Consider the following 19628-nt stretch of genomic DNA (forward strand, 5'->3'; position numbering starts at 1 on the left):
TATCCATTTTAAGGGATGCTTTTATTATTGCAGGAGAAATGTTACAAAACCGAAAAAATAAAAAATAAAATAAACGGATATGTTGCTATTCCGATTTACAGTCTGAAAGTAAAGTATATGACAATTCCAAATATACCTTAAAGACCTGTTACGTGCTTCATTTGCGCTACTGTTCTTCCAAAGTGACTCTTAACATTTGTTTCTGTTCGGCATGACATGTGGATCTACGGTAGCAGCATCAATGGCTGTGCTTTGCAAAATGGGGAGATTGCCTTAATATCCTCTTAACATAAAATTATATCGGTCTGTAAACTGTAATCATAAGGGCCTATACATAATATATGTGTATAGGCCTTTTGTTTTATTTTTACTTTGAGGTTATATATTCTTTGGTGTTATCATTTTTATCTCTTAACACTAATTTCAGACTCGAGTTATAAGCATTTAGACCATTATTAGTAGTTGTTCCATCGAGATATAGATTCATTTCCAACCCTATTCTTTTGTCATAGTTAGAAATAGCATCGTAGACGTATTTCGCCTCATCTCGGTCTTTAAATTTTATTAAACACGGGGCCTGGTTATTTATAGCAGTTATACTTATATATAAACGGCCCGCACCAACGAATCTATTTATTGAATTTGGATCTTCACTTCCGTTATTGCAGAATGCGCTATAATTCGTTTTTGACAAATCTAGGGTGTTATTTGAAACATCGAAGCCAGAAGCTAAACTACCTCTCCCATCAACCTCCGCTCCGACATAAGAATCCATTTCTTTTCTTGTCATTCCCATAAAATTAGTGTTTTTTGAAAGGCTACTTATTATTGCAGGGTATTTAATAAAAATAGGCTCTCCTTTTTTAAACTTGCTAAACTCTGATTTTATTCTTTCTAATTCACTCGCTTTAATATCTTCTTTTTTAAAAGGGTCGCTCTCGTTATTATACGCTGAGCTGAAGTATTCCAAATATTTTTCATCTGTCAAATTATAGTTACCATTAACAGTGTCAAATATTACTAAGTCATTCTTACTGACTAAGTGATAACTATCATCACTCATTGCTTTCATTTTGTTAAATATTTCTTCTGTTTTTTTGCTCTCTTTTTCTTTTTTCTCTATTTCTGACTTTTCTCTATCTGCCTTTTCTTTTTCTCTTTCAGCTTCTTTTTTTCTCGTTGATTCAATTAATGCGGCTTGCTTTTCAGTTGGTTTTACATCCTTATTCTCTATTATGTTTTCATTTCTTATTAGTTCAATAACACTACTAACAACATCATTTCGAGATATTATTGAGGTGACGCCATCATTTTCAGATAGTTTTACCCTTATAGGGGTGGCATTGTAAAATTCAACTGCGCTATCCGTTGCAGGATGCATTTTGAAATTATATTCACATACTTGGATATCTTTGTTTTCACTTTTTATGGCCTTTCCTTCTATATCAATAGTAGCACCGCTTTCCAGTGATACCTTGTCATACATCATTGGGAATATTTTAGTAAAGCCCAATATAATACTCGATTTAATGTCATCGGTGACAGAGGTCGTATTACAATCTATTTTATCATTACATCCAGATAAGAATATAATAAAAGCTAATGCAAAGAGTTTTTTCATGATGGTTTCCGGTTTATATACAGAAAAGGTGGTTGTATGAAAAAACACCACCTCTGAACTGTTAATGGACACAAAATAACTGAAAAATGAAAAGATTATCTATACCAAACTACCTTATTTTTTTTAAAGAGTGCTTTTATTATCGCAGGGAAAAACGTTACGAAAATGAAAATTACAACACCTACAAGAAAACCAGCAATCCAAAATGTTTTTAAACCTATGAGTGTTCCGAAAGAAAAACCTATGAGAAGCCCAAACATACCAAATAACGTTAGCATTGGTTTCATTTGTTCTGCTGCTCTTTCAAAGTGACCTTTAAAAGTTGTTTCTTTTTCGGCATGGCATTTGGGGCACACGGTCGCATCATCGCTGACAGTGCTTTTACAAAATGGGCAGATTGCCATAGTATCCTCTTTATTAAGTTAACATGAGTCTATGAGTAATGTTATGGATAGATATTTTGTTTTAATTGCGTTGATTAATATCGTTTTTTACCCATGTTCTTTATTATGTCATCTGTTGCTTTATCTAATTCTTGCATTTGTGCTTTCTGTAAGTTTTGACAATTCTCTATTATAGTGTCTGATGGGTTAGTTACCTTTTGACATTTTATGACCCACTTTTCCATTAATTCATGATTGCCAGTAAAGTCACTAACACTATATGATGAATCGCAAGCGCTGAGGAGAAAAACGGCGACTAATAATATATATTTATTCATTGTTAACTCCATTTTATTATTAAGTGATAACTATTGTTTTTATTTATTTAAAATCTTGGCAGGTGATAACGATATTTGATTGCTCGCTCCACCAACATTATCTATAAGTACAAACCCTTTTACTGTAACTACATCGCCAACGTTATATTTTTTAAGATCATCATATTTAACAAATGCACCTGCCTTACATGCCCTATATCCACTTGATATAATCCCTGAGTCGAAAATAAAAACAGCTTGTGTGCCTTTAAAATCTGGATCTCCAGTAAAACGTGGTCCAGCTTGTGCTACATTAATTATCTTATCTGTAAACTCAATGTATTTACTATCCCACTTGTCATTTGCCATATACTGATTTTTTTGAAAATCTGAACAAATTGCTTTTAAGGATGTTTTTGTGAACGACTTTTCGTCTAATTCATTTTTCTTTGAATTAGTAATGTTTGGTATTGAAATTTTATTTAGCCCCTCTGATAAAGAATTATATGAGCTTTGAAGTTGTTGGCAACCCGATAAAATAAAAGAAGAAACTAGAACAAGCCCGGTAATTTTTTTTACTTTAACCACAACGTTGATCCCCATAATGTAAATCCCCATTCCAATGTGTCTTACCTCTCGCTCGCTCGAAAAGCATAACATCAGAAAGGAGCTTCTCAATAGCAATGATCGATAAAAAGGATCAATAAGTATCTATTGATAGGTTATGACGATTAAGTCAGTGGTCATCGATCGGTAACTGCATCGATAATACCGATCGATAAATGTTATATGATAGTTATTGTCTATCATTATTTTGGTTTTGATCGTTTTAAACGATACTGGAAGGGGGAGATTTAATTGAGTTATGTCAGATGATTATGGAAATGCTTTCCTGTTTTGATTGGTTTTACACAGAATCCAGGCTTTTTGGGATAGGGGGGCTATTCAGAAGATAGTCAGCAACGAACAGTTGGAATGATACAGGGTGGCAACGTGGGAGTGCGAAAGTGTCTTTTTGATGAGGGAGTACCAAGTGCTCCTCCCTCCTGTTATTTTTAATTATTTGTTCTTGCAAAATCAAAAGGCATAATATGTTTTTCCTTATTAGCATCGAGATAATCAGCCCACCACTGCAACATTAATCGACGCTGTGTTATATGTTTTGCTTTATGGGTATAAGCAGCCCTGACATTGTTTTGCTCTTTGTGGCTCATTTGTCTTTCAATAGCATCTTCTGTCCATATACCAGACTCAACAAGAGAACTACAAGCCATTGTGCGGAAACCATGACCGCATATATCCTTTTGGGTGTCATAACCCATTTGACGAAGAGATTTGTTGATTGTGTTTTCGCTCATTGGTTTACGATAATCATGAGCACCAATAAATATTAGACCTTTCCCATCAGAAACATCATGGCTAATATCTTTTAACTCTTTAAGTATTTCTATTGACTGTCTGCACAGGGGAACATAATGCGGTATGCGCATTTTTGAACCTCGTTCTGAAAACTTGACGTTTTCTATTTCTTCCCTTTCAGTTGGAATAACCCATAAGGCATTTTTAAAATCTATTTCTGGCCATCTGGCGAAGCGTAATTCACTTGACCTGATAAATACAAGCATCGTGAGCTTTAAAGCCAATATCGTTAATCTACGGCCATTATAAGCATCAATACGAGCAAGTAGATCGGGTATCTGTTCAAGTTCAAGCGCTGGGTAATGCGTTCTTTTAGGTGTGATTAACGTACCGCCAAGTTCATTAGCGGGATTATGGGTAATCATATCTTCCTGAACGGCATAACGCATGATAGCTGTGATCCGCTGTTTCAGACGTGAAGCGGTTTCGTGCTGACCTTTGGCCTCAATTTTACGCAAGGGCCGAAGCAGATCGCGAGTGGTCAGCTTCGTAATATCTTTTGAACCAATTGTGGGGAAAAGATGATTGATGAGGCTGTTTAAAATTCGTTCACTATGTTGAGGTATCCAGCGCTCACTAACGGACATCTTATCGTGCCAGACGCGCGCGACAGCTTCAAACGTAAAATCACCGCGCTCCTCAGCCTTTACAGCCTTTTTTTGTTGGAGTGGATCAATTCCATCAGCTAACAGAGATTTCACCTCTACGAGCTTTGTGCGAGCTTCTGCGAGGGGAACATTGGGATACGTGCCGAGAGAAAAGACTTTCTGCTTACCATCATAGCGATAAGCAACCTGCCAATACTTCGACCCGTTAGGATGCACCAACAGATACAACCCCTTTCCATCAGATAGCTTGACCTGCTTGCCGGAAGGCCTGGCGTTTTTTACAGCAATATCAGTTAAACGCATGACAAGTCCCCTTGCCCAAATGTTGGTAAAAAACTCATCGAACTGAGTTTACCAGCTTTTTTACCAACAAAAAGGGAGCAATACCAGTAGATTTTAACTAACGGTAGTAGACGTGGTGAAGGGTATAACTTATTGACTTTATAAAGCAAAACGGACGTCAGTAGACGCCCGTTTCTAAATAATTGGTGCCCGGACTCGGAATCGAACCAAGGACACGGGGATTTTCAATCCCCTGCTCTACCGACTGAGCTATCCGGGCAACGGGGCGCATTAAACCGTATTCACGTCTGTCAGTCAATCAAATTTCTGGAAACATTGTTCAACCGCTTAATATTGCGGCAATCTGCATGGTTATGCCTGAAGTTTGCACAAATCTATCCGGCAGAGGCGACGAAAACAGGTAATGCTCGCTTAGGTCAGCGCACCGCCCATTCGGCACTGGGCAAAGCGCAGGATATCTTCAGCCAGGCGGTGTGCCGTTTCGACATCAGCATGGCTACGATTAACCAGCATGCGGCTCAGGCAGCCTTCCAGCACCAGTTCCATCTGTTTGGCGACCATTGCCGGGTCGTCAACTTCCAGCGTAGTCAGCAGCTCATGGGTGAAGTCATGTGCCGCCTTTTTTTGCTGATCGGCTAACTGATGGATCGGATGCCCGGGATCGGGGTAAAACGTACAGGCGGCGATGAACAGACAGCCGGGATAGCGATTATTGCTCACGCATTCGGACAGCGCAGTGTAGCGCGCCAGTAATTTCTGCTCAGCGCTCAGCGTGTCATCCAGCAAAAGCTGACGCCGCCAGATATCCACCCGCTGGCTGAGGTAGCGTAGCGCATCGTACAGAATGGCCTCTTTATCGGGCCAAAAGCGCTGCAGTTCATCCAGAGGATAATCGATGCGTTCGGCCACCATTTCCAGCGTGGTATTGGCTATCCCTTGCACCTCAAGTAATTTCAGGGCTTCTCCCAGGACATCTTCACGTTGCACGGTATTCTCCTCCGTATTTCCTGTTGCAAGTGTCGCTCACGGTTGGCGATCGCGCAAATGTGCGCTGAAGGTCGCGGCATCCATAAAGCCCGTAACCCGAGCTTCCGGGTGCTCTTTCCCCTCGGCATCAAAGAACAAGATAGTCGGCAAACCTAAAACCTGTAGATGTTTCAGGAGAGCGACATCCTGGGCATTGTTTGCTGTCACATCTGCCTGCAATAGCACCGTGTTGCCTAGCGCTTGCTGAACCTGCGGATTACTGAACGTGTACTTTTCAAATTCCTTACAGGCTACACACCAGTCGGCATACAGATCCAGCATGACTGGCCTGCCTTTAGCTTGCGCCAGTGCTTGATTTAACGCATCTACCGATGCCACCGGCGTGAAGTTAAGATGTGCCTGGGTTTGAGCATGTGGTGCGCCGAACGCCCAGTCTTGCAATGGACGCACGCTTACCAGTGCTGCGGCTAACAGGACAATCTGCACGATACGCATCCAGGCGTGCTTTGCCTGTAGGCTGGTGATGAACGCCCAGCCAAAGAACGCGACGGCTAGCAGTGACCATAAGCGAACGCCCCACTCGTCGCCAACGATACGTTCGAGTAAGAAGACGGGAAGCGCCAGAATGACAAAGCCAAAAGCGGTTTTGACATGTTCCATCCATGGGCCACTTTTAGGCAGCAGGCGGTTGCCAAATACGGTAATCAGCATCAGGGGGAATCCCATCCCCAAAGCATACAGATACAGTGTGCCGCCTCCCAGCCACATGTTCCCGCTCTGAGCGATATACAGCAAAATCGCGCTTAGCGGGGCCGTTGTGCAAGGAGAACAGATGAGGCCAGCAATCGCTCCCATCGCAAAGACGCTGCCGGGAGATCCGCCTTGCTGGCGGTTACTCATTAGCGTGAGACGCGTTTGCAGTGATGAAGGCAATTGCAGCGTGAACAGGCCAAACATCGACAGAGCCAGCAGCGTAAAGATGACGGCAAGGCCAATCAGGACGTAGGGATGCTGAAGCGCGGCCTGGAACTGCAAACCGGCGGCTGCAACAACCAAACCCAGCGCGGTATAGGTGAGCGCCATCCCTTGAACGTAGATAAAAGTCAGCAGCAGTGCCCGTCCGGTTGATAAGCGTTGCTTGCCACCCAGTACGATACCGGAAATCAGCGGATACATCGGCAGTACGCAAGGCGTAAATGCGATACCAATTCCGATCAGCAATGCCCACAGCGCGGAGAAGGGGAGTTGGGCCGTGGGCTGCGGTTTCTCTTGCGGATCTGCAGTGGCTGGGGCTGGCGCAGGGGCCGCCGCAGAACCGGCAGACACTTCACTTAATGGCACCGTTTTTGTTTCTGGCGGATAGCAAAATCCAGCGTCGGCGCAGCCCTGATATGTGATCGTTAATGTTGCGCCAGACTTAGCCTGATTGACCGTGATCGGGACAGTCAGCTGTTTACGGTAAATCTCACTTTTGCCGTAAAACTCATCTTCATGCCAGACGCCTGGCGGTAGTTTTACCTCAGCAATATCGGCCTGAGATGGCGCAATGCTTATCTGTTTGCGATACAGATAGTAGCCATCTTTAACCTGCCATGTGAGGTTCAGATCGTGTTGGTTTTGCTGAAAATCAAAAACAAACGCCCGATCGGCAGGAACAAACTGCGAGCGGCCAGGCGCGTCAAATAATCCGGCAAAGGTAGATGTGCTGCACAGCAGCAGGATCAGCGTAAGGATGCGTTGAGCCATGAGCGGTAATCAAAGTCTCCGTGAGTGACGGGTAAAATCAGAAGTTCAGGCGTTTGATACGGATGATGTGACTTCAGGCAATCGAGAAGGGCTTGCTGGTGTGTGACGGTGGTTTTTAAAATCATCTGGACTTCATATTCCTGTTCCAGTTTGCCTTCCCAATAGTAGAGGGAGGTCGCACCGGGTAGCAGGGTCACACAGGCAGCCAGCTTCTCCGCCAGCACTTTGGCGGCGAGATCCTGGGCGGTTGCTTCATCCGGGGCGGTACAGAGCACCACAACGGTATCGGGGATGGAAATATCCTGACTCTTTACATCAAGCATAAACACCTCGAAAGAACAGAGTAACCAGCAAAAGAATGGTCACTATACAACGGACGAGGGAAGGATGTTAGTTAAAGCGGGGTGGGGAGGAGGAACTGCAGGGCGCCCAGGCACCCTGCAGGAAAAACTTACAGCATGAAGCTGCCCAGCAAGAAGCCGAAGCAGACAGCCAGAACCACACCCAGAGTACCCGGGATGAAGAACGGATGGTTAAAGACGAATTTACCGATGCGAGTTGTACCGGTGTCATCCATCTGAACTGCCGCAACCAGAGTTGGGTAGGTTGGCAGAATGAACAGGCCAGAAACCGCGGCGAAAGACGCAACAGCAGTCAGTGGGGAAACGTTCAGAGCCAGAGCCATCGGCATCAGTGCTTTAGCGGTTGCAGCCTGAGAGTACAGCAGTGCAGAAGCAAAGAAGAAGATGACAGCCAGCAGCCACGGATGACCCTGAATTACGCTACCTGCAGTATCTTTGATCCAGTCAATGTTGTGAGATACGAAGGTATCACCCAGCCATGCAACACCCAGGATACAAATACAGGCGCTCATACCGGCTTTGAAAGTGCTGGAGTTCAGGATGGAGTCAGTTTCAACGCGGCAGATGATCGTGGTCAGCGTCGCGATGCTCAGCATGATGATCAGGATTGCGTTGGTGGTGTTCATCAGCGGTTTAGCGACCAGACCGAGGCTTGGGCTGTTGACGATCGCATATACGACGACACAAACCACGCCCAGCAGGAACAACCAAACAGAAGTTTTTGCGCCAGCTTTGATTTCAACTTGTCTTTCACCACGCAGTTCAACCAGGCCTTCTTCCAGACGCTTACGATAAATCGGGTCGTCAGACAGTTTGGAGTTGAACAGTGCAGTTACCAGGAAGGACATGACCAGAACAGCCAGCAGGGTGGACGGAATGACCACGGACAGCAGGTGAATGTAGCTGATGCCATGACCTTCCATTACAGAGGACATGTAAACCACGGCTGCGGAGATTGGAGACGCCGTAATCGCAATCTGTGCAGAAACTACTGCAGTAGAGAGCGGGCGGCAAGGTTTGATCCCTTGTTCTTTCGCAACTTCGGCGATAACTGGCAGCGTTGCCAGAGAGATGTTGCCGGTACCTGCGAAGATGGTCAGGAAATAGGTCACGATAGGTGCAAGGATCGTGATGTATTTCGGGTTTTTACGCAGCAGTTTTTCAGTTTGATGAACCAGATAGTCCAGACCACCTGCAATCTGCATAGCTGAAATGGCAGCGATAACCGCCATGATGATGGAAATAACATCGAACGGGATATTACCGGGTTTTACGCCGATAGCGGCGAGAACCAGAACACCCAGCCCACCTGCAAATCCAATACCGATACCCCCAAGTCTGGCACCTAAAAAGATTGCCAGCAAAACGATGATAAGTTCTAAAACTATCATATTAGCCTTCCTTGTTGTTTAACAAGTTGATATTAAATTGTTGTTTTTAAGTAACTTCGAGTAAGAAAAAAGGCACGTCATCATGACGTGCCTTCTCCGGTACTACCCTACACGATTACTGTTCGCTTTCATCAGTATAACGTTTTGCTTTATAAGCAGGGTGCATCAGGTTCTGTGCAGAGAAGATATCGTCCAGTTCAGACTCGGTCAACAGACCGCGCTCCAGGACAACTTCACGTACGCTCTTACCGGTTTCGGCACAAATTTTACCGACGATGTCGCCGTTGTGGTGACCAATGAACGGGTTGAGGTAAGTAACGATGCCGATGGAGTTGAATACAAACGCTTCACAGACTTCTTTGTTAGCAGTGATACCACTAACGCATTTTTCCAGCAGGTTGTAGCAAGCGTTGCTCAGAATGTGAATGGATTCAAACATTGCCTGACCAATGACCGGCTCCATTACGTTCAGCTGCAGCTGACCAGCTTCAGATGCCATGGTTACAGTGATGTCGTTACCGATGACTTTGAAGCACACCTGGTTTACGACTTCCGGAACAACCGGGTTCACTTTAGCTGGCATGATAGAAGAACCTGCCTGCAGTTCCGGCAGGTTGATCTCGTTCAGACCTGCACGCGGACCAGAGGAGAGCAAACGCAGGTCGTTACAGATTTTGGACATCTTCACAGCCAGACGTTTCAGTGCGCCGTGCACCATAACGTATGCGCCACAGTCAGAAGTTGCTTCAATCAGGTCTTCTGCCGGAACACAGGCGAAGCCGGTGACTTCAGCCAGTTTCTGTACTGCCAGCGGAGAGTACTCTTTCGGCGTGTTCAGACCAGTACCGATTGCTGTCGCGCCGAGGTTAACTTCCAGCAGCAGCTCAGCGGTACGGCTAATGTTTTTCACTTCTTCTTTCAACAGTACGCTAAAAGCATGGAATTCCTGACCGAGGGTCATCGGTACAGCATCCTGCAGCTGGGTACGACCCATTTTCAGGATGTCCTGGAATTCAACAGCTTTTTTCTCGAAGCCTTCGCGCAGCTGGTTCAGTGCATCAACCAGTTTGATGATGGATGCGTATACAGCGATACGGAAGCCAGTTGGGTATGCGTCGTTGGTAGACTGACATTTGTTAACGTGGTCGTTCGGGTTCAGGTACTGATATTCACCTTTCTGGTGACCCATCAGTTCCAGACCGATATTGGCCAGAACTTCGTTGGTGTTCATGTTGACGGAGGTACCCGCACCACCCTGGTAAACGTCTACCGGGAACTGATCCATGCATTTTCCGTTATTCAGGACTTCATCACACGCCGCGATGATGGCATTTGCCACGCTCTTAGGAATGGTTTGCAGCTCTTTGTTGGCCATAGCCGCTGCCTTTTTAACCATTACCATACCGCGAACAAATTCAGGAATATCGCTGATTTTGTTGTTGCTAATGTAGAAGTTTTCAATCGCTCTCAGAGTGTGGACACCGTAGTAGGCGTCCGCTGGAACTTCCCTGGTACCCAACAAGTCTTCTTCGATACGAATGTTGTTTAACATGTGAACCTTCTTTTTCAAGCTGCCAATGATTTGACTAAACACACAGGATATATGTGATTTCGATTGTTTCTCGACCGACGATTATCCCCTGCATCGGTCTGATACCCGAGATCATATGCTGGTTCAGGATTTCTACCGTAATCTGGATCACTTAAAGCGTGGAATTTACCCCTTATTTATTATTCTGTGAAATGGATCACCCCTTTGTGATTAACCCTAAATATTAGTGTACAAGCCACTTGAAATTTTGCTAACCACCACAATATCAAATCGATGCGATTAACATAATTTTTCGAACAGAAGTTGAACAAAACGGCTGTTATTAACAGGAGATCCCTTTGCGCTGGATACCATTACTTGCCATTTTTCTCTATGTTTACATAGAGATATCTATTTTCATTCAGGTTGCCCATGTGATGGGCGTCCTGATGACGCTGATTTTGGTTATTTTTACATCGGTTATCGGTATGTCTCTGGTTCGTAATCAGGGATTTAAGAACTTTTTACTGATGCAACAGAAAATGGCGGCAGGTGAAAGTCCGGCTGCAGAAATGATCAAAAGCGTATCGCTGATTATTGCCGGTCTGCTGTTGGTGCTGCCCGGATTTTTCACCGATTTCCTCGGTCTTCTTCTTTTATTACCCCCGGTGCAAAAACATCTGACGATGAAACTGCTGCCACATTTGCGTTTTTCGCGTATGCCTGGCGGTGGTTTTAGCGCCGGAACGGGCGGCGGTGAGACTTTTGATGGTGAATTTCAGCGCAAGGATGACAAGCGCGACAGCATCGAACATAAAGACGATCGCCGGGATTAAGCATCAGTATGTAGGCCGGATAAGCGTTAGCGCCATCCGGCAAAAGTGTTTATAGGCCGGATGATGGCGTCAACGTTGCCTTATCTGGCCTGCGGGGTAAAAACAGCCACAGTCCTGCCAGCATAATCAACGCGTACAGACTCTTCCAGCCGACCATCGCCAGTAGCAGTAGACACAGCAGACCACCAATGACCGCCAGTGCGCGATAATGCCCTTTCAATAATCGACACCCCGCCAACATGCACAACAAATAAATCATAATAAAGATGCCGTTGGCGTAGACGATTAACGCATCGAGATTGATTTGCAGCATATAGATGCACAGAGTACTGACTACGCAGCAGCCCAATACGGCGTTAAGCGCATTGCGCGGAAGGTGGCGGGGGGACAGACGAGCCAGATAACTCTCCGGCTTATACTGCGCTTGCGACCAGACCAGCCGGGCGAAGCTTTGTATATAAATGTTGAGGCTGGCAAAACAGGCCAGATAACCAATGATGCAGGCGACCCACAGAGCTTGTACGCCAAACAGTTGCACGACGATCTCTGGCAGCGACGCTGCGGCCGCCATTTGCTCGCCGTAGGCACCAAAATGGAGAACGACAACGGTGCATGCCCAATAAACAGATCCCGCCAACAGCAGGCCGATCATCAGTGCGCGTGGGAAGTCTCGCTCCGGATTTTTGAATTCAGACGCCAGGTGAGCAAACGCTTCAAGGCCGACAAAGCACCAGAACATGACCGACAACGCGGCGAACAGGCCGGGAAGCTCAATATCGGTAATCGCAGGGAAGGGGATTTCGCCAGGTGTCAGATCGCCCGCCCACCAGATAGCAACAACCAGGGCAACAATCAGCCCGGCAATGACCGTTTGTAGATTCGCGCTGGAGCTTGCGCCGCGGGAGCCGATGTACCAAACCAATGCCAGCGTACCGAGCTCAGCCAGCAAAAGCTGCTCGTCATGCCAGCCAAACATCGCCTGACCGAATCCGGCGGCGATATGCAATGCCGCAGGCAAGCCGACAGGAATGACCGACAAAAATAACCATCCGGTGACGCGCTCCAGGCGCGAACCAAAGGCCATGCCGACAAAATGCGCCACACCGCCTGCGCTGGGAAAATGACGACCCAGTACGGCGAAGACAATCGCTACGGGAAAGACCAAAACAATCAGCGCCGGCCATGCCCACAGGCTGTTGTTGCCCGCAACCACTGCGGCCAGCGCGGGGACGGCAAAAACGCCTGTACCCAACAATGATGTCGACAACAGGCCAACGCCCTGAGCCAGTCCCAGCTCTTGTTTCAGTCCGCTCATAAGTTGTTATCCGGTTATGCCCATTGACCGGGCTACAGCGCAGATTTTTGATGGTATCACAATCAGATTTGCTTATGACGACGTGACTGAAATCGTTATGAAATGTGAGGTGCGTCGGCGTTTTGACGGGATTTTCTGCTGATAAAAAATTTTTTTCGCTTGCCCCCTTGAAGGCACAAAACCCCATCCCCATCTCTCTGGTCACTAGCCGGGAAACCGTTTACGGGCCGGCGTCACCCATAACTGATAAAGACTTTCTCAAAGGAGAGCTATCAATGAGTATTCGTCCGTTACATGATCGTGTGATCGTCAAACGTAAAGAAGTTGAATCCAAATCTGCTGGCGGCATCGTACTGACTGGTTCTGCAGCAGGTAAATCAACTCGTGGCGAAATCATCGCTGTCGGTAAGGGTCGCATCCTGGACAACGGTACCGTACAGCCGCTGGACGTGAAAGTCGGCGATATCGTTATTTTCAACGATGGCTACGGTGTTAAATCTGAGAAGATCGACAATGAAGAAGTGTTGATCATGTCTGAAAGCGACATCCTGGCGATTGTTGAAGCCTAATCCGCGAACGACACTGAACATACGAATTTAAGGGAAAGAGAAAATGGCAGCTAAAGACGTAAAATTCGGTAACGACGCTCGTGTGAAAATGCTGCGCGGCGTAAACGTACTGGCAGATGCAGTGAAAGTTACTCTCGGTCCAAAAGGCCGTAACGTAGTTCTGGATAAATCTTTCGGTGCACCGACCATCACTAAAGATGGTGTTTCCGTAGCACGTGAAATCGAACTGGAAGACAAGTTCGAAAACATGGGTGCGCAGATGGTGAAAGAAGTTGCCTCTAAAGCGAACGACGCTGCAGGTGACGGTACCACCACCGCAACCGTACTGGCTCAGTCCATCATCACTGAAGGTCTGAAAGCCGTTGCTGCGGGCATGAACCCGATGGATCTGAAACGTGGTATCGACAAAGCTGTCGCTGCTGCAGTTGAAGAACTGAAAGCACTGTCCGTACCGTGCTCCGACTCTAAAGCTATTGCTCAGGTTGGTACCATCTCCGCTAACTCCGACGAAACCGTAGGTAAACTGATCGCTGAAGCGATGGACAAAGTCGGTAAAGAAGGCGTGATCACCGTTGAAGACGGTACCGGTCTGCAGGACGAACTTGACGTGGTTGAAGGTATGCAGTTCGACCGTGGCTACCTGTCTCCTTACTTCATCAACAAGCCGGAAACTGGCGCAGTAGAACTGGAAAGCCCGTTCATCCTGCTGGCTGACAAGAAAATCTCCAACATCCGCGAAATGCTGCCGGTTCTGGAAGCTGTAGCGAAAGCAGGCAAACCGCTGCTGATCATCGCTGAAGATGTTGAAGGCGAAGCGCTGGCAACTCTGGTTGTTAACACCATGCGCGGTATCGTGAAAGTCGCTGCAGTTAAAGCACCAGGCTTCGGCGATCGTCGTAAAGCAATGCTGCAGGATATCGCTACCCTGACCGGTGGTACCGTTATCTCTGAAGAGATCGGTATGGAGCTGGAAAAAGCAACTCTGGAAGATCTGGGTCAGGCGAAACGCGTTGTTATCAACAAAGATACCACCACCATCATTGATGGCGTGGGCGACGAAGCTGCAATCCAGGGTCGCGTGACTCAGATTCGTCAGCAGATCGAAGAAGCAACTTCCGACTATGACCGTGAAAAACTGCAGGAGCGCGTAGCGAAACTGGCAGGCGGCGTTGCGGTTATCAAAGTTGGTGCTGCGACTGAAGTTGAAATGAAAGAGAAGAAAGCCCGCGTTGAAGATGCCCTGCACGCTACCCGTGCTGCGGTAGAAGAAGGCGTGGTTGCTGGTGGTGGTGTTGCGCTGATTCGCGTAGCGTCTAAAATTGCCGGCCTGAAAGGTCAGAACGAAGACCAGAATGTAGGTATCAAAGTTGCGCTGCGCGCAATGGAATCCCCACTGCGTCAAATCGTACTGAACTGCGGCGAAGAGCCGTCTGTAGTGGCTAACACCGTGAAAGCTGGTGACGGTAACTACGGTTACAACGCTGCAACTGAAGAATACGGCAACATGATCGACATGGGTATCCTGGATCCAACCAAAGTAACTCGTTCTGCTCTGCAGTACGCGGCTTCTGTTGCGGGTCTGATGATCACCACCGAGTGCATGGTTACCGACCTGCCGAAAGGCGATGCGCCTGACTTAGGTGCTGCCGGTATGGGTGGCATGGGTGGTATGGGCGGCATGATGTAATTGCCCACACCCTGCATCCTTCAGGCCGCAGATGCGTTGGCTGCGTTTGCTAACCCCAGTCACTTACTTGAGTAAGCTCCTGGGGATTAACAAACTGGCCGCCTTCCTGCAACCAGAATGATTTGGGTGCTCATCTCCCAGAATTGAGAAACCCTCGGGCAGAAATGTCCGGGGGTTTTTCTTTTGGTCATCTTTTTAGTATATGATTCAGCTACGGACAAAACGTCCAACTAATTGATTATGGGGAATGACATGCACGTGAAATATTTAGCAGGGATCGTTGGTGCCGCGCTACTGATGGCGGGTTGTAGCTCCAGCAACGAACTGAGTTCTGCCGGGCAAAGCGTACGTTTTGTTGAAGACAAGCCTGGTGCAGAGTGCCAATTGATAGGCACCGCAACCGGTAAGCAAAGCAACTGGCTTTCAGGCCAGCACGGCGAAGAGGGCGGCTCAATGCGTGGCGCAGCAAACGATCTGCGTAACCAGGCTGCGGCAATGGGCGGTAACGTGATTTATGGCGTCAGCAGCCCATCGCAGGGAATGCTGTCCAGCTTTGTTCCTACCGCCAGTGAGATGATTGGTCAGGTTTATAAGTGCCCTAACTGATTACACTTCATCCTTCAAGCTGCCTCTTTGTTGACTGCGCTATGAAACCCCAGTCACATAGTTATCTATGCTCCTGGGGATTTCTTCGCTTGCCGCCGCGATGCAGATTGAATGATTTTGTGTAATAAAGTGGCCTGGACAGGCTCATGCAATCGTAGGCCTGATAAGCGCAGCGCCATCAGGCATTCTGAGTTTTATGCGCAGACTGAACGCGTAAATGATGCAGTGCGCGCAGGCACTGATCCTGATTGAGCTTTTGCGCCTTATCACCCGTCAACGTTCTGACAAACACCTGGCACGGTACACCGGCAAGTTTTTTCAGCCGCGGGCTGAAGTCGAGAAGGCGGCGAGTAATGGCTTCGGCTTCTTTGCTACCGGAAAGGGCGCGAGTTTTCACTACCGAACCACAAAACTGGGCTTTTCCTTTATCATCTTTATAGCGGTAAATAATCGCCAGATAATGATTAAACAGGTTATGTTTCCATTCGGGTTGTGTATAAGAGTCGTATTCCAGATTGTCGTTTTGCTGACAATCAACATCGTACAGCGGCAGGAAATCCAGCAGCGATGTTATTCGTAGCGCGAGTTCTCTCATGCCAGCATTATTTATTGCGTGAATAATTGCATGCGCCAACACCTGAATCTGTAATTCATTAACCAGTAATTCGCATGTTTGTCCGTCATGTAACGTCAGAGAAAATGTTAAATTCTCGCCTTTGTCATCCACTAACATCAGCGAATTTATGCGACGGTTAATATCCGCATTTTTTAGTTCATCTTCCTGAATTGACGGAATATTCTCGTGCATTTTTTTGCTGGCTTTATCGCATGTCTTTTCATATTGCATACGCTCGTCTTTGTTTAGCTGAGAAATGGCGAACAGCCGGCTCTCCAGCGCGATAAGCAGGTCTCTAAGTCCAAGTGGAGAGAGAAAAAAGAGAGATTCTTTGTTTCTTGGTTCTTTTATTTTTAATGCCATGGCAACAAATTCATTCTTTTGGCGAATAATGCCAGTATTAATGCCCTTAATACTTATAGCCATAAAAGGTTCTCCTTAACCATATATTTATTAATATTCTGCATTTGAAACTATTGATAATGTTTACGAATGAATGATTGAACTGCGCTAATTAAAATAGCACAGATTAAAAGCGAGGCTCCACTTGTGGAGATTTAAATAATAATTAATCGTGGTGAGTGTCCGGAATCGGACACTCAGTAATGGCTATTGTTGGCGTAACTGCAGATCCAGCGGTGTTTTACTTGGCTCTCCACCAATTTCACGCGCCAGTTTGGGGACCATATAGCCGGAAACTAGCGTCAGAAGCTCACGCATAATGCGACGCGCTTCATCGTCGCTGACCATAAAGTGTGCGGCACCCTGCACTTTATCCAGCACGTGCAGGTAATAGGGCATCACACTGGCATCAAACAGTGCGTTGCTAAGGTTAGCCAGGGTTTGTGCGTTATCGTTTACGTCACGCAGCAATACGCTTTGGTTGAGTAACGTAACGCCCGCGGCGCGCAGACTGCTCATCGCCTGGCGAAACGTCTCATCAATTTCATTGGCATGGTTAATGTGATTGACCAGCAGAATCTGCAAGGAGGAGTGCGCAAAACGCTCGACCAGTCCTTCTGTAATGCGCGCCGGGATCACTATTGGCAAACGGCTGTGAATACGCAGACGCTTAATGTGCGGGATAGCTTCCAGTTGCGTGAGCAACCAGTCCAGTTCGTGGTCCTTGGCCATTAACGGATCGCCACCAGAGAAGATGATTTCATCCAGCTCAGGGTGCGCGTTAATGTAGTCGAGGGCGACCTGCCAGTTGCGCTTATTGCCTTGGTTTTCGGCGTATGGGAAGTGTCGGCGGAAGCAATAGCGACAATTTACCGCGCAACCGCCTTTAACCAGCAGCAGTGCCCGATTGCGATATTTATGCAGCAGACCGGGAACCACGCTGTGCTGTTCTTCCAGTGGGTCGGTTGAGTAGCCTGGCGCGGCCACAAACTCTTCCTGGGCAGTCAGCACCTGACGTAAAAGCGGATCGTCCGGGTTGCCTTTCTCCATGCGGGCAATAAACGCACGCGGCACGCGCAGGGCGAAAAGCCGTCTCGCGTCGCGTCCGGCCAACAGTTTTTCATCTGCATCTATGTTCAAAAGATGCAGAAGTTCATCGGGATCGGTCACAACATCGGCAAGTTGCGATAACCAATCTTCTCTGGATGGGGTATTTAGGGTTACAATATGCGCCATTTTGTGGCTTAGCTACCAGTTAACAATTTTCAGAGGGCCTTATGGCAACGTACTATAGCAACGATTTTCGTGCTGGTCTTAAAATCATGTTGGACGGCGAACCTTATGCGGTTGAAGCCAGCGAATTCGTTAAACCAGGTAAAGGCCAGGCGTTTGCGCGCGTTAAGCTGCGTCGCCTGCTGACCGGTACTCGCGTAGAGAAAACCTTCAAGTCTACTGACTCCGCTGAAGGCGCAGACGTAGCCGACATGAACCTGACCTTCCTGTATAGCGACGGTGAGTTCTGGCACTTTATGAATAACACCACTTTCGAACAGTTGGCTGCAGACGAGAAAGCGGTAGGCGATAACGCCAAATGGCTGCTGGACCAGGCTGAATGCATCGTGACCCTGTGGAACGGTCAGCCGATCTCCGTAACTCCGCCGAACTTCGTTGAGCTGGAAGTTGTTGAAACCGACCCAGGTCTGAAAGGTGATACCGCTGGTACTGGCGGCAAACCGGCTACCCTGTCTACCGGCGCAGTCGTTAAAGTTCCGCTGTTCGTACAGATCGGCGAAGTGATCAAAGTGGATACCCGCTCCGGCGAATACGTTTCTCGCGTAAAATAAGTCTTCCATTTGATCTTATGGCGCAGGTTGCTGCGCCATACTTTTTCCAGGGCAGGAATGATGAAACGTCTTCTCGGTCTTGTAATGCTACTCCTTTTCACCAGCATCCTCATGACGGGATGCAATACCGCGCGCGGCTTCGGTGAAGACATCAAACATCTTGGCAATTCAATTTCTCACGCCGCCAGCTAATCCTTTCATATAGTCTTAAAAACGGGTGTTTATCCATCACACTCCCGGATCTTGTCTATTATTAAGTAGCTATACACAAACAATATTGGCTAGAAAAGGAAGACGTTATGGTTAAGAAGACAATTGCTGCGATCTTTTCTGTGTTGGTACTTTCTTCCGTTTTAACCGCGTGTAATACCACACGAGGCGTAGGACAGGATATCTCTGAAGGCGGTAGCGCAATCTCTGGTGCAGCGACAAAAGCTCAGCAATAATGAAGAACGGTACGACGTACGTGTCGTACCGTTAATCTCCCTTCCCTGGGAGTGAAAGGAACGGCGAGAAGCGGTTCCCCAGGTGCAGTTTCATACGGATATTCCGCTTATAGGTGTAGACCGTTTTGCCATGAATGCTGAGCGCGGCGGCAATGGCATTGTTACTCACACCATCCATCCACATTGATAATACTTTCTCCTCCTGCGGCGTAAGCAAAGGCGTGGCGTTTTTGGCTATTTCTAATGCGGGGCGAACCTGAAGCGCTTCCTGAATTGTGTTGGAGAGTGTGTTCAGCGTGGTGTGCTTGGTTAAGACCGAATGGGCTACGGATTGAGAGGGCACGATGGGGGCATGCTGTCTGTCTGCTGATTGCAGTAAAATCAGTGGGATGACGCCACAACTCATAAAAAAAGGTTTAATTGGCGGACTGGAGTGCGTCTCGCTAATAAAACTGTATAAATCCGCGATCACCAGATGCGGTTTCCATTGCAAAATATGCTCTTTTGCTAACAGGAGATTATTGATTCCTGATACCAGAAATGAGGAGCTGAACCTGCCAGAATGATTAAGCAAGGCCTCTATCCCTGTGCGGGTAAAGTGGCACCGGTCAATCACTAAAATTTTAAGCATAAACGTTT

21 protein-coding genes and 1 tRNA gene are annotated in these 19628 nt (G+C 47.0%); 7 read left to right on the forward strand and 15 right to left on the reverse strand.

Features of this window, described 5'->3' with window-relative positions:
• Positions 1-367: 367 nt before the first annotated feature.
• The 11 genes from OGX94_RS09145 to aspA form a co-directional block, all read right to left on the reverse strand.
• A complete protein-coding gene (locus OGX94_RS09145; RefSeq protein ID WP_134866881.1) occupies positions 368-1621 on the reverse strand; it encodes a hypothetical protein in 1254 nt (417 codons plus the stop codon).
• A gap of 95 nt (positions 1622-1716) precedes the next feature.
• Positions 1717-2025 carry a hypothetical protein gene (locus tag OGX94_RS09150; protein WP_134866880.1) on the reverse strand — a complete coding sequence of 103 codons (309 nt, stop codon included), beginning with the start codon at positions 2023-2025 and terminating at the stop codon, positions 1717-1719.
• 74 nt (positions 2026-2099) lie between these two features.
• Positions 2100-2342 (reverse strand): EexN family lipoprotein, encoded by a 243-nt coding sequence (locus OGX94_RS09155; protein WP_142962270.1) that lies wholly within the window; start codon positions 2340-2342, stop codon positions 2100-2102.
• Positions 2343-2381: 39 nt separating this feature from the next.
• The gene (locus OGX94_RS09160) at positions 2382-2924 is read right to left on the reverse strand and encodes a hypothetical protein (RefSeq protein ID WP_134866878.1); all 543 of its coding nucleotides are present in this window, start codon (positions 2922-2924) and stop codon (positions 2382-2384) included.
• Positions 2925-3376: 452 nt separating this feature from the next.
• The gene (locus OGX94_RS09165; protein ID WP_134866877.1) at positions 3377-4651 is read right to left on the reverse strand and encodes a tyrosine-type recombinase/integrase; all 1275 of its coding nucleotides are present in this window, start codon (positions 4649-4651) and stop codon (positions 3377-3379) included.
• Between the two features lie 183 nt (positions 4652-4834).
• A tRNA-Phe gene (locus OGX94_RS09170) sits at positions 4835-4910 on the reverse strand.
• 152 nt (positions 4911-5062) lie between these two features.
• Positions 5063-5638, reverse strand: a complete 576-nt coding sequence (locus tag OGX94_RS09175; protein ID WP_008785982.1) for a transcriptional regulator — start codon at positions 5636-5638, stop codon at positions 5063-5065.
• Between the two features lie 36 nt (positions 5639-5674).
• Positions 5675-7384: a protein-disulfide reductase DsbD gene (locus OGX94_RS09180; protein ID WP_063941668.1), complete on the reverse strand. Its 1710-nt coding sequence runs from the start codon at positions 7382-7384 to the stop codon at positions 5675-5677.
• Positions 7360-7707 carry a divalent cation tolerance protein CutA gene (gene cutA / locus OGX94_RS09185; protein ID WP_257662388.1) on the reverse strand — a complete coding sequence of 116 codons (348 nt, stop codon included), beginning with the start codon at positions 7705-7707 and terminating at the stop codon, positions 7360-7362. The genes OGX94_RS09180 and cutA overlap by 25 nt, the downstream gene beginning before the upstream one ends.
• A gap of 128 nt (positions 7708-7835) precedes the next feature.
• Entirely contained in the window at positions 7836-9137 is a 1302-nt protein-coding gene (gene dcuA / locus OGX94_RS09190; RefSeq protein ID WP_003830670.1) for an anaerobic C4-dicarboxylate transporter DcuA, read from the reverse strand.
• A gap of 115 nt (positions 9138-9252) precedes the next feature.
• On the reverse strand, positions 9253-10689 hold the full coding sequence (aspA, locus tag OGX94_RS09195) for an aspartate ammonia-lyase (protein WP_003830668.1): 1437 nt from the start codon (positions 10687-10689) through the stop codon (positions 9253-9255).
• Positions 10690-11027: 338 nt separating this feature from the next.
• Between aspA and OGX94_RS09200 the strand changes: the two genes are divergently transcribed.
• Positions 11028-11504, forward strand: a complete 477-nt coding sequence (locus OGX94_RS09200) for an FxsA family protein (RefSeq protein ID WP_003025457.1) — start codon at positions 11028-11030, stop codon at positions 11502-11504.
• 49 nt (positions 11505-11553) lie between these two features.
• Here OGX94_RS09200 and yjeH read toward each other — a convergent pair whose 3' ends face one another.
• The gene (gene yjeH / locus OGX94_RS09205) at positions 11554-12819 is read right to left on the reverse strand and encodes an L-methionine/branched-chain amino acid transporter (RefSeq protein ID WP_257662389.1); all 1266 of its coding nucleotides are present in this window, start codon (positions 12817-12819) and stop codon (positions 11554-11556) included.
• Positions 12820-13094: 275 nt separating this feature from the next.
• Between yjeH and OGX94_RS09210 the strand changes: the two genes are divergently transcribed.
• The 3 genes from OGX94_RS09210 (at position 13095) to OGX94_RS09220 (ending at position 15681) form a co-directional block, all read left to right on the forward strand.
• Complete coding sequence (locus OGX94_RS09210) at positions 13095-13388, forward strand: co-chaperone GroES (protein ID WP_000027827.1); 294 nt, start codon at positions 13095-13097, stop codon at positions 13386-13388.
• A 43-nt stretch (positions 13389-13431) separates the two neighbouring features.
• Positions 13432-15075, forward strand: coding sequence for a chaperonin GroEL (gene groL / locus OGX94_RS09215; RefSeq protein ID WP_003830576.1), 1644 nt, complete (start codon positions 13432-13434; stop codon positions 15073-15075).
• A gap of 252 nt (positions 15076-15327) precedes the next feature.
• Positions 15328-15681 carry a DUF4156 domain-containing protein gene (locus OGX94_RS09220; RefSeq protein ID WP_003025468.1) on the forward strand — a complete coding sequence of 118 codons (354 nt, stop codon included), beginning with the start codon at positions 15328-15330 and terminating at the stop codon, positions 15679-15681.
• A gap of 178 nt (positions 15682-15859) precedes the next feature.
• Here OGX94_RS09220 and yjeJ read toward each other — a convergent pair whose 3' ends face one another.
• The gene (yjeJ, locus tag OGX94_RS09225) at positions 15860-16723 is read right to left on the reverse strand and encodes a YjeJ family protein (protein WP_149282147.1); all 864 of its coding nucleotides are present in this window, start codon (positions 16721-16723) and stop codon (positions 15860-15862) included.
• Positions 16724-16906: 183 nt separating this feature from the next.
• Positions 16907-17935 carry an EF-P beta-lysylation protein EpmB gene (epmB, locus tag OGX94_RS09230; protein ID WP_063941665.1) on the reverse strand — a complete coding sequence of 343 codons (1029 nt, stop codon included), beginning with the start codon at positions 17933-17935 and terminating at the stop codon, positions 16907-16909.
• Between the two features lie 41 nt (positions 17936-17976).
• On the opposite strand from epmB, the gene efp reads away from it, so the two are divergent.
• From efp to ecnB, 3 genes are all read left to right on the forward strand, one after another.
• On the forward strand, positions 17977-18543 hold the full coding sequence (gene efp, locus OGX94_RS09235; protein WP_003025478.1) for an elongation factor P: 567 nt from the start codon (positions 17977-17979) through the stop codon (positions 18541-18543).
• Between the two features lie 57 nt (positions 18544-18600).
• Positions 18601-18735: an entericidin A/B family lipoprotein gene (locus OGX94_RS09240; protein WP_286569092.1), complete on the forward strand. Its 135-nt coding sequence runs from the start codon at positions 18601-18603 to the stop codon at positions 18733-18735.
• A 107-nt stretch (positions 18736-18842) separates the two neighbouring features.
• Positions 18843-18989: a lipoprotein toxin entericidin B gene (gene ecnB, locus OGX94_RS09245; RefSeq protein WP_003025482.1), complete on the forward strand. Its 147-nt coding sequence runs from the start codon at positions 18843-18845 to the stop codon at positions 18987-18989.
• Positions 18990-19020: 31 nt separating this feature from the next.
• Here the strand turns inward: ecnB and OGX94_RS09250 are convergent, their stop codons facing one another.
• Positions 19021-19620, reverse strand: coding sequence for a helix-turn-helix transcriptional regulator (locus OGX94_RS09250; RefSeq protein WP_032942159.1), 600 nt, complete (start codon positions 19618-19620; stop codon positions 19021-19023).
• Between the last annotated feature and the right edge of the window lie 8 nt (positions 19621-19628).

The sequence above is a fragment of the Citrobacter sp. Cpo037 genome, assembly GCF_030332945.1.
In the GTDB taxonomy this organism is placed as follows: domain Bacteria; phylum Pseudomonadota; class Gammaproteobacteria; order Enterobacterales; family Enterobacteriaceae; genus Citrobacter; species Citrobacter portucalensis.

Excerpts from the sequence above, each read along its gene's own strand:
- OGX94_RS09145 (WP_134866881.1), bottom strand. The coding sequence starts at position 1,621 with ATGAAAAAACTCTTTGCATTAGCTTTTATTATATTCTTATCTGGATGT.
- OGX94_RS09150 (WP_134866880.1), bottom strand. The coding sequence starts at position 2,025 with ATGGCAATCTGCCCATTTTGTAAAAGCACTGTCAGCGATGATGCGACC.
- OGX94_RS09155 (WP_142962270.1), bottom strand. The coding sequence starts at position 2,342 with ATGAATAAATATATATTATTAGTCGCCGTTTTTCTCCTCAGCGCTTGC.
- OGX94_RS09160 (WP_134866878.1), bottom strand. The coding sequence starts at position 2,924 with ATGGGGATCAACGTTGTGGTTAAAGTAAAAAAAATTACCGGGCTTGTT.
- OGX94_RS09165 (WP_134866877.1), bottom strand. The coding sequence starts at position 4,651 with ATGCGTTTAACTGATATTGCTGTAAAAAACGCCAGGCCTTCCGGCAAG.
- OGX94_RS09180 (WP_063941668.1), bottom strand. The coding sequence starts at position 7,384 with ATGGCTCAACGCATCCTTACGCTGATCCTGCTGCTGTGCAGCACATCT.
- cutA (WP_257662388.1), bottom strand. The coding sequence starts at position 7,707 with ATGCTTGATGTAAAGAGTCAGGATATTTCCATCCCCGATACCGTTGTG.
- dcuA (WP_003830670.1), bottom strand. The coding sequence starts at position 9,137 with ATGATAGTTTTAGAACTTATCATCGTTTTGCTGGCAATCTTTTTAGGT.
- aspA (WP_003830668.1), bottom strand. The coding sequence starts at position 10,689 with ATGTTAAACAACATTCGTATCGAAGAAGACTTGTTGGGTACCAGGGAA.
- yjeH (WP_257662389.1), bottom strand. The coding sequence starts at position 12,819 with ATGAGCGGACTGAAACAAGAGCTGGGACTGGCTCAGGGCGTTGGCCTG.
- OGX94_RS09210 (WP_000027827.1), top strand. The coding sequence starts at position 13,095 with ATGAGTATTCGTCCGTTACATGATCGTGTGATCGTCAAACGTAAAGAA.
- groL (WP_003830576.1), top strand. The coding sequence starts at position 13,432 with ATGGCAGCTAAAGACGTAAAATTCGGTAACGACGCTCGTGTGAAAATG.
- OGX94_RS09220 (WP_003025468.1), top strand. The coding sequence starts at position 15,328 with ATGCACGTGAAATATTTAGCAGGGATCGTTGGTGCCGCGCTACTGATG.
- yjeJ (WP_149282147.1), bottom strand. The coding sequence starts at position 16,723 with ATGGCTATAAGTATTAAGGGCATTAATACTGGCATTATTCGCCAAAAG.
- epmB (WP_063941665.1), bottom strand. The coding sequence starts at position 17,935 with ATGGCGCATATTGTAACCCTAAATACCCCATCCAGAGAAGATTGGTTA.
- efp (WP_003025478.1), top strand. The coding sequence starts at position 17,977 with ATGGCAACGTACTATAGCAACGATTTTCGTGCTGGTCTTAAAATCATG.
- OGX94_RS09240 (WP_286569092.1), top strand. The coding sequence starts at position 18,601 with ATGATGAAACGTCTTCTCGGTCTTGTAATGCTACTCCTTTTCACCAGC.
- ecnB (WP_003025482.1), top strand. The coding sequence starts at position 18,843 with ATGGTTAAGAAGACAATTGCTGCGATCTTTTCTGTGTTGGTACTTTCT.
- OGX94_RS09250 (WP_032942159.1), bottom strand. The coding sequence starts at position 19,620 with ATGCTTAAAATTTTAGTGATTGACCGGTGCCACTTTACCCGCACAGGG.